An 8,052-nucleotide genomic window follows, 5' to 3' on the forward strand; every position below is an offset into this window, starting at 1 on the left:
AACTGCGCGAACAACCCCCACACACCCGCACCCGCCAACCAATGCCGCACCCCCGAGCTATTGGGCGCCCCGGCCCCACTCCCGCGGCACCACCCGTTGGCCCGCCGAGCCGTACACCCAGGCCGACGCCTCGTCGATGAAGTCGCCGGGGAAGCCGAGCCGGAAGCCCGTCGTGTCCTCCAGGCGGACCAGGACCTCCTCCGGCAGGACCAGCCGGGCCGCGCCCAGGTTGTCCGTGAGCTGTTCGGCCCGGCGGGCGCCCAGGACAGGGTGGACGGCGGGGGAGTGCGCCATGGTCCAGGCGATGGCGACCTGCGCGGGCGTGGCACCGAGCTCGTCCGCGGCGGCCTGCACGGCCTGCGCGACCGCCCGCTCCCGCCGCCCGATGGTCTCCGCGGACAGCCGGGTCGCCGTACCCGGCGCCGGCCCGCCCGCCCGCGTGTACTTGCCGGACAGGATGCCGTTCTGCAGCGGGCTCCACGCCGCGACCGACATCCCGAACGCCTCCGCCATCGGCAGCAGCTCACGCTCGATGTCCCGGTTGAGCAGGCTGTACGGCACCTGGAGCGCCGACAGTGGGGACCAACCCCGCCACTCCGCGAGGGTGTTGGCCCGTGCCACCACCCACGCCGGGGCGTCCGAGATCCCGACGTACAGCACCTTCCCGGACCGTACGGCGTCGTCCAGCGCGCGCATCGTCTCCTCGACAGGGGTGTTCCGGTCCCAGATGTGCACCCAGTACAGGTCGATGTAGTCGGTCTCCAGGCGCCGCAGACTGGTCTCCAGGGACAGGGCCAGGTTCTTGCGGTGGTTGCCCGCCGCGTTGGGGTCGGTGCCGTCGCGCGAGACGGTGTACTTCGTGGACAGCACGAACCGGTCCCGTTGCCCCTTGAGCAGCTCGCCGACGATGCGCTCGCTCTCCCCGCCCCGGTAGTTGACGGCCGTGTCGATCACATTGCCGCCGGCCTCCGCGTACACGTCGAGGATGCGCGCGCACTCCGCCCGGGGCGCCCCCACCCCGCCCTGCTCGCCGAACGTCATGGCACCGAGGAACAGCTCGGAGACACGGAGCCCGGTCCGGCCCAGGAGTCGGTAACGCACCCAAAACCTCCGTCAGTTGAATGCCGTACCGGCCGACACTAACGGGTCGGCCCCGCGGAAGACGTCGGTCCGTGACGCGGCGTCATTACGGTAGGGCCATGACCGACCTCCGAACGGCGGGCCGATGACCCCCATCCGACTGCTCCTCGTCGACGACGATCCCCTCGTCCGCGCCGGGCTCTCCTTCATGCTGGGCGGCGCCGACGACATCGAGATCGTGGGCGAGGCCGCCGACGGCGCCGAGGTGGACGCCCTGGTCGACCGCGCCCACCCCGACGTCGTCCTCATGGACATCCGGATGCCGACCGTCGACGGTCTCTCGGCCACCGAACGGCTCCGCCGCCGAGCGGACGCCCCTCAGGTGGTCGTCCTGACCACCTTCCACGCCGACGACCAGGTGCTGCGGGCCCTGCGCGCGGGCGCCGCCGGATTCGTACTGAAGGACACTCCGCCCGCCGAGATCGTCGACGCGGTACGCCGGGTCGCCGCCGGTGATCCCGTCCTGTCGCCCGCCGTCACCCGCCAGTTGATGGAGCACGCGGCGGGCAGCGCACCCGACACCCGCCGTACGACGGCCCGTTCCCGGGTCGCCGCCCTCAACGACCGGGAACGCGAGGTCGCCGTCGCGGTCGGCCGGGGCGCCTCCAACGCGGAGATCGCCGCCGAACTGTTCATGAGCGTCGCCACCGTCAAGACCCACGTCTCCCGCATCCTCGCCAAACTCGACCTCAACAACCGTGTGCAGATCGCCCTGTTGACGTACGACGCCGGGCTGCTGGAGGACGAAGGACGGTAGCGCCGGCCGGCCGGGGCGGCGAGCCCCGACCGGGGGCGTTCGCCCCGTGGGGCGGGGAATTCGCTGCCCGGCGCGGGCACTCGTGCGGGGGCCCGTGCGTTGCGAGGGTGAGGGGGATTCATGGGGAACACGCATGTGATCGATCTGGGGAAGTACGGGGCCCGGTTCACCGAGGATCCGTATCCCGTGTACGCCGAGTTGCGCGCGCTCGGCCCGGTGCACCGGGTGCGGCTGCCCGGACCCGACGCGCACCACGAGGTGTGGCTGGTCGTGGGGTACGAGGAGGCGCGGGCGGCGCTCGCCGACCCCCGGCTGTCGAAGGACGCCTCGAAGATCGGGATCACCTTCCTCGACGAGGAGCTGATCGGCAAGTACCTGCTGGTCTCCGACCCGCCGCAGCACACCCGACTGCGGGGGCTCGTCACCCGCGAGTTCACCGCCCGCCGTGTGGAGCGGCTGCGGCCCCGGATCCAGCAGATCACCGACGACCTGCTCGACGCGATGCTGCCGCTCGGACGCGCCGACCTGGTGGAGTCCTTCGCCTATCCGCTGCCGCTCACCGTCATCTGCGAACTGCTCGGCGTGCCCGAGTTCGACCGCGCCGCCTTCCGTGAGATGTCGACGGAGACGGTGGCCCCCACCAGCGCGGAGAACGAGTACGACGCCTTCGTCCGACTCGCCGCGTATTTGGGCGAGTTGATCGAGGACAAGCGGTGCTCGCCGCCCGCCGACGACCTGCTCGGCGCGCTGATCCGCAGCGCGGACGACGACGGTGACCGGCTGTCGCCGGACGAGCTGCGCGGCATGGCCTTCATCCTGCTCATCGCCGGCCACGAGACCACGGTCAACCTCATCGGTAACGCCGTGCGCGCCCTGCTCACCCACCCCGGCCAACTCGCCGAGGTACGGGCCGACATGAGCCTCGTGGACGCGGTGGTGGAGGAGACCCTGCGCTACGAGGGCCCCGTGGAGAACGGGACGTTCCGCTTCGCCGCCGAGCCGCTCGTCATAGCCGGCACCTCCATCGAGGCGGGCGATTCCGTGCTGGTCGGCCTGGCCGCCGCCGACCGAGACGACAGCCGCTGCCCCGCCGCCGACCGCTTCGACATCCACCGCGACACCCGGGGCCACCTCGCCTTCGGGCACGGCATCCACTACTGCCTGGGCGCGCCCCTGGCCCGGCTGGAGGCCCGCGTCGCCCTGCGCACCCTCCTCGACCGCTGCCCCGACCTCGCCCTGGACGGATCGCCGGGCCCCTGGCTGCCGGGCATGCTGATACGCGGCGCACGGAGCCTGCCGGTCCGCTGGTGAGTACGCTCTCCCCGCCCGCGCACGCCGCCCCCGAGCCCCGCAGGAGAACCGACCATGCTGCGCACCGCGGAGATCACGGCGGCCCTCACCCGTCCTTCGGGCGGCAAGGAGAGCCATCAGCTGTACTGGGGTCCCACCCTCGAGTTCAGCCTGGACTGCTTCGTCTGCGAGCGCCTCGGCCGCACCACGGTCTTCGAGCGGGGCGCCGAGAAGGCCCTGTGCTCCGGCACCCGAAGCGGCCTCGGCCGCCATCACGCGCCGGCCCGCATCGCCGCGTTCGACAGCACCTCCGGCGACGAACGGCTCGCGGTGCGGATCCTGGTCGACTTCTGGTGGGCGCCCTTCGAGGACGGCCGTGACGGCCGCCGCTCCGCGGCCCCGACCAGCCACCCCTGGGTGCGACTGCACCTCGGCTACTACTGCCACGAGACCAGGGAGTCCGGCAAGCCCAGCATCCAGACCAACGTGGGCCGCCCGTGGGACCTCCGCTGCGGCGACTGCGACCAGATCCTCGCCACCGACTCGGAGACCCCGGCGGTACGGCTGCTCGTGTGACCCGCGCGCACGCAAGCCCCGGGCGGTACGGCCGCCGGGCCTCGTGCGTGGAGGCTCAGTCGCGGCCGCCCGGGATCTCGCCGAGGTTCACCGGCCGGTGCTCCCGGCGGGACAGCTCGCAGGCCTCGGCGACGCGCAGCGCCTGAAGCGCCTCACGGCCGTCGCAGGGGTTGGCGCGCTCGCCGCGCACCACCTCGACGAACGCGGCGACCTCGGCCTCGTACGCGGCGGCGAAACGCTCCAGGAAACCGGTCCACGGCTTGTCCGCGGGCGGCGGCCCGGCCGGCTCGGTGGACGCCACCGGCGTACGGTCGTCCAGCCCGACCACCACGGTGTCCAGCTCCCCGGCCAGCTCCATGCGGACGTCGTAGCCCGCCCCGTTCACCCGCGCCGCCGTCGCCGTGACGAGGGTGCCGTCCTCCAGCGTCAGCACGGCGGCCGCCGTGGCGCAGTCGAAGGCATACGCCTCCCGGAACATCGGGTTCCCGGCGTCCGACCCCGTCGCGTACACGGTGACGACCTCGCGTCCCGTCACCCAGCGCACGGCGTCCAGGTCGTGGATCATGCAGTCCCGGAAGATGCCCCCGGAGACCGTCAGGTACCCGGCGGGTGGCGGTGCCTGGTCGGCGCTCAGCGCCCGGACGGTGTGCAGCCGCCCCAGTCGGCCCGAGCGCACGGCCTCACGGGCGCTGACATAGCCGGAGTCGAAGCGTCGCTGGAAGCCCATCTGCAGCACGGTTCCGGCGGCGTCGACCTCGGCGAGCGCGTTTAAGGTGCCCTGCATGTCCACGGCGATGGGTTTCTCGCAGAACACGGGGAGCCCCGAGCGTGCTGCCCGACCGATCAGTTCGCCGTGGGCGGACGTGGCGGCCGTGATGATCACGGCGTCCACACCCCAGGTGAAGATCTCGTCCACTCCCGGTGCGACCGTCTCGCCCAGGCGGTCCGCGAGGTCATGGGCCCGAGCCGTGTCGACGTCCGTGACGATCAGGGAGCCGACGTCGCGGTGACGGCTGAGCGTGGTCGCGTGAATCGTCCCGATTCGACCCGCTCCGATAAGTCCGATGCGCATGAGAAACAAAGTGCGGTCGTACCCGCCGCCGTGTCAATGCTTTGTCCGGACAACCGAACGACGCGGCTTCCCGTCATCCGACACCGGGGCTACGCTCGGCCCGTGCCGAAACCAGAAGTGGATCCGACCGTGTCGCTCCAGCTCAGCGTCGACCGCAGCAGCCCGGTCCCGCTCTACTTCCAGCTGTCGCAGCAACTGGAGGCCGCGATCGAGCACGGCGCGCTGACCCCGGGCAGCCTGCTGGGCAACGAGATCGAGCTGGCCGCCCGCCTCGGCCTGTCCCGCCCGACCGTCCGCCAAGCCATCCAGTCCCTCGTCGACAAGGGCCTCCTCGTCCGCCGCCGCGGTGTGGGCACGCAGGTGGTCCACAGCCAGGTCAAGCGCCCCCTGGAGCTCAGCAGCCTCTACGACGACCTGGAGGCCGCCGGCCAGCGCCCCGAGACCCGGGTCCTGCTCAACACCACGGTCCCCGCCTCCGCCGAGGTCGCCGCCGCCCTCGCCGTCGCCGAGGGCGGAGAAGTCCACCGGATCGAGCGACTCCGTCTGGCCCACGGCGAGCCCATGGCCGCCCTCTGCAACTACCTCCCGACCGGCCTCCTGGACCTCGACTCGCCCCAGCTGGAGTCCACGGGCCTCTACCGTCTGATGCGCTCCGCGGGCATCACCCTGCACAGCGCCCGCCAGACCATCGGCGCGAGAACGGCCACACCGGCGGAAGCCGAACGCCTGACCGAACCCGTCGGAGCCCCCCTCCTGACCATGCAACGCACCACCTTCGACGACACGGGCAGAGCGGTCGAATACGGCACCCACGTCTACCGCGCCTCCCGCTACTCGTTCGACTTCCAGCTGCTGGTGAGGGCGTAGGAGGTCTCCGTCCCGCGCCCCTGAGGAGCAGGCCCCTGCTCCTCAGGGGCGCGGGGAACTGCGCGATCAGCCCCCACCGGACCCGCACCCGAAAAACAACCCATGGCACCCCCAGCCCCCACGCCGCACCAAGCGGAGCGCTAAGGCAGAATCGGCCCGATGAGCACTTACCGCGACTTCACCCACCGCGGCTCCGCGCGGGCCACCGTCCTGCGTACCGTCGGCACGCGCGAGCGCCGCTCGCACCTGACGGCGCCCCGCGTCCCCACCGTCGGCATCGACATCGGCGGTACGAAGGTGATGGCGGGCGTCGTGGACGCCGACGGCAACATCCTGGAGAAGCTCCGCACGGAGACCCCGGACAAGTCCAAGAGCCCCCAGGTCGTCGAGGACACGATCGTGGAGCTGGTGCTGGACCTCTCCGACCGGCACGACGTGCACGCCGTCGGCATCGGCGCCGCCGGCTGGGTCGACGCGGACCGCAACCGCGTGCTGTTCGCCCCGCACCTGTCCTGGCGCAACGAACCGCTGCGCGACCGGCTCGCCGGCCGCCTCGCCGTGCCCGTGCTGGTCGACAACGACGCCAACTCCGCCGCCTGGGCCGAGTGGCGCTTCGGCGCCGGCCGTGACGAGGACCACCTGGTCATGATCACGCTCGGTACCGGCATCGGCGGCGCGATCCTGGAGGACGGCCAGGTCAAGCGCGGCAAGTTCGGGGTCGCCGGCGAGTTCGGCCATATGCAGGTCGTGCCCGGCGGACACCGCTGCCCGTGCGGCAACCGAGGCTGCTGGGAGCAGTACAGCTCCGGGAACGCGCTGGTCAGAGAGGCTCGCGAGCTGGCCGCGGCGGACTCCCCGGTCGCGTACGGGATCATCGAGCACGTCAAGGGCAACATCGGCGACATCACCGGGCCGATGATCACCGAGCTGGCCCGTGAGGGCGACGCGATGTGCATCGAGCTGCTCCAGGACATCGGCCAGTGGCTCGGCGTCGGCATCGCCAACCTGGCCGCCGCCCTCGACCCGTCCTGCTTCGTCATCGGCGGCGGTGTCTCGGCCGCCGACGACCTCCTCATCGGCCCCGCCCGCGACGCCTTCCGCCGCCATCTCACCGGCCGCGGCTACCGCCCCGAGGCCCGTATCGCCCGCGCCCAGCTCGGCCCCGAGGCCGGCATGGTGGGCGCCGCCGACCTCGCCCGCCTCGTCGCCCGCCGCTTCCGCCGCGCCAACCGCCGCCGGGTCGAACGCTACGAGCGGTACGCGCGGTACGTGGAGGCCCGCCGCACCACCGAGGACTCCGCATGACCGCCTCCGTGCCCCGCCAGGGCACCTCACCCGAGGAACCCGGGCAGCCCGCCGAGGACCGCCGCCACAGGATCCGCCGGCGCGCGCTCACCCTGGCGATCATCGTGCTGCTCATCGGCGTCCCCGCCGGCTATCTGGTGATCTCCGCGAACCAGAGCCGGGACAGCGGCAAGGACAAGGAGGAGAAGTACTCGGCGACCGGCCTCACCGCGCACTGGCCCTCCCGGCTCCAGCAGCGCCTCTACGACGTCCCGATCCCGCCGTACTCGAAGCACCTCGCGTACTACGAGACCAACAACTGGCGGACCAGCCGTCTGTACGTGCAGTTCTACACGAGCAACGAGGGCCTCGAACGCTTCCTCGACGAGATCGGCACCAGCACGGCGGCGCTGAAGAAGGGCGAGATGGCCGTCCACGCCCGCGACCGGCGGATCGTCGGCTGGGACTTCAGCGGCCCCGGCCCCTGGTACGGCCTCGTCAACAAGCAGAAGAGTCCCGCGCCCACCCACGACATCGTCGTGAACAGGTCCAACCCGGACCATCCGATGGTGTACGTGGTGTCCCGAACCGTTCCCTGACCTGCGCGTATCCGGGCCCGCACGGGCCCGCGCACGGTCGGCGGGACCGAATGTCAGACCCCGCCCGTAGAGTCGGAGACAGCTGATCGGAGCCGGGGACGGCTCATCCGACCATGGGCGGGGAGGTGACCGGACGCATGCGGGACATGGCTGTTCCCGAGGCCGACACGGCCGTTCACGGGGCCGACACGGCGGTTGCCGTGACACCGGCCGTCACCGATCCCCTGACCGTCCCGGTGCGGCTGGCCGCCGTTTTCCTGCCGGCGCCCCTGCCCCGCCACGGGCGGGTCGCGTTCTGGGACCCGGACAGCGACAAACCACCGCCCGGCACACCCGAGGACCTCACCGTCGTCCGCCGTCACGGCGCCACCGGCGTCCGCAGAGGCACCGTTCCCGCCCTGTCCCTGCCCGTCGCCGCCGCCCTGCCCCTGCTCGCCCGGGCCCGCCGCGACCCCGCCGCCCACCCC

Annotated in this window: 8 protein-coding genes and 1 pseudogene; 7 read left to right on the plus strand and 2 right to left on the minus strand. The window is 72.2% G+C overall.

Translation table 11 applies throughout. The annotated features are described in order from the left end of the window. Positions 1-57: 57 nt before the first annotated feature. On the minus strand, positions 58-1,101 hold the full coding sequence (locus AOK15_RS27950; protein WP_055521126.1) for an aldo/keto reductase: 1,044 nt from the start codon (positions 1,099-1,101) through the stop codon (positions 58-60). Between the two features lie 124 nt (positions 1,102-1,225). On the opposite strand from AOK15_RS27950, the gene AOK15_RS27955 reads away from it, so the two are divergent. The 3 genes from AOK15_RS27955 (at position 1,226) to AOK15_RS27965 (ending at position 3,763) form a co-directional block, all read left to right on the plus strand. Further along, positions 1,226-1,897 carry a response regulator gene (locus tag AOK15_RS27955; protein WP_055521127.1) on the plus strand — a complete coding sequence of 224 codons (672 nt, stop codon included), beginning with the start codon at positions 1,226-1,228 and terminating at the stop codon, positions 1,895-1,897. 120 nt (positions 1,898-2,017) lie between these two features. Continuing rightward, positions 2,018-3,208, plus strand: coding sequence for a cytochrome P450 family protein (locus AOK15_RS27960; RefSeq protein ID WP_055521128.1), 1,191 nt, complete (start codon positions 2,018-2,020; stop codon positions 3,206-3,208). A 54-nt stretch (positions 3,209-3,262) separates the two neighbouring features. Then, positions 3,263-3,763 carry a hypothetical protein gene (locus AOK15_RS27965; protein WP_055521129.1) on the plus strand — a complete coding sequence of 167 codons (501 nt, stop codon included), beginning with the start codon at positions 3,263-3,265 and terminating at the stop codon, positions 3,761-3,763. Between the two features lie 55 nt (positions 3,764-3,818). On the opposite strand, the gene AOK15_RS27970 is transcribed toward AOK15_RS27965, so the two are convergent. Further along, positions 3,819-4,835, minus strand: coding sequence for a Gfo/Idh/MocA family oxidoreductase (locus AOK15_RS27970; protein ID WP_055521130.1), 1,017 nt, complete (start codon positions 4,833-4,835; stop codon positions 3,819-3,821). 129 nt (positions 4,836-4,964) lie between these two features. Between AOK15_RS27970 and AOK15_RS27975 the strand changes: the two genes are divergently transcribed. From AOK15_RS27975 to AOK15_RS27990, 4 genes and pseudogenes are all read left to right on the plus strand, one after another. Beyond that, a complete protein-coding gene (locus tag AOK15_RS27975; protein WP_205632243.1) occupies positions 4,965-5,702 on the plus strand; it encodes a GntR family transcriptional regulator in 738 nt (245 codons plus the stop codon). Between the two features lie 159 nt (positions 5,703-5,861). Beyond that, entirely contained in the window at positions 5,862-7,007 is a 1,146-nt protein-coding gene (locus tag AOK15_RS27980) for an ROK family glucokinase (RefSeq protein WP_055521132.1), read from the plus strand. Beyond that, a complete protein-coding gene (locus AOK15_RS27985; protein WP_055521133.1) occupies positions 7,004-7,585 on the plus strand; it encodes a hypothetical protein in 582 nt (193 codons plus the stop codon). The genes AOK15_RS27980 and AOK15_RS27985 overlap by 4 nt, the downstream gene beginning before the upstream one ends. 137 nt (positions 7,586-7,722) lie before the next feature. Next, positions 7,723-8,052 (plus strand): annotated as a pseudogene (locus AOK15_RS27990) (ATP-dependent helicase); the annotation flags it as partial.

Origin of the sequence: Streptomyces ossamyceticus (assembly GCF_001418475.1) — a bacterium.
Lineage (GTDB): Bacteria > Actinomycetota > Actinomycetes > Streptomycetales > Streptomycetaceae > Streptomyces > Streptomyces ossamyceticus.

What these genes read in the sequence shown, in the direction of transcription:
- AOK15_RS27955 (WP_055521127.1), top strand. Translation starts at nt 1,226, where the DNA reads ATGACCCCCATCCGACTGCTCCTCGTCGACGACGATCCCCTCGTCCGC.
- AOK15_RS27960 (WP_055521128.1), top strand. Translation starts at nt 2,018, where the DNA reads ATGGGGAACACGCATGTGATCGATCTGGGGAAGTACGGGGCCCGGTTC.
- AOK15_RS27985 (WP_055521133.1), top strand. Translation starts at nt 7,004, where the DNA reads ATGACCGCCTCCGTGCCCCGCCAGGGCACCTCACCCGAGGAACCCGGG.
- AOK15_RS27980 (WP_055521132.1), top strand. Translation starts at nt 5,862, where the DNA reads ATGAGCACTTACCGCGACTTCACCCACCGCGGCTCCGCGCGGGCCACC.
- AOK15_RS27965 (WP_055521129.1), top strand. Translation starts at nt 3,263, where the DNA reads ATGCTGCGCACCGCGGAGATCACGGCGGCCCTCACCCGTCCTTCGGGC.
- AOK15_RS27970 (WP_055521130.1), bottom strand. Translation starts at nt 4,835, where the DNA reads ATGCGCATCGGACTTATCGGAGCGGGTCGAATCGGGACGATTCACGCG.